The sequence below is a fragment of the Maribacter sp. 4G9 genome (assembly GCF_002742265.1).
Lineage (GTDB): Bacteria > Bacteroidota > Bacteroidia > Flavobacteriales > Flavobacteriaceae > Maribacter.
The window spans coordinates 1-306 of record NZ_MDGL01000090.1 but is presented as its reverse complement, the minus strand read 5'-3'; the positions used below and the strand labels follow the sequence as shown (position 1 = coordinate 306).

Below are 306 nucleotides of genomic sequence, written 5' to 3'. Positions count from 1 at the left end.
TCCGAAGTGTTATTGTCTGGAGGCACGTTCTTGAGGAACAGAAAGACAAGAAGTTGCTCTCTATCGCGGCACATTCGCTTATAGAAAGTAAACAGCTCTTTTTTATTTTTATCGGGAGGGTTTTCCAATTGCTCGGAGAGTGAACGGATTATTTTATTCCTATTGGCAACATAATCATCATCTTGCTCATTGAAGCGTCGGTTTAATTCCAATGCGCTGCACAAGAATTTCTTGAAGTCCATGGACCAGGGATGCTTTTTGTATTTTTCATTGAGATAGTTCAAATGCCTTAATAGATGGGCAATA

1 protein-coding gene is annotated in these 306 nt (G+C 39.5%); it reads right to left on the bottom strand.

Annotation, left to right across the window (positions count from 1 at the left end):
- Window positions 1–306, bottom strand: a 306-nt coding sequence (locus BFP75_RS10270; RefSeq protein WP_165776576.1) for an IS66 family transposase, incomplete at both ends; no start/stop codon positions are given.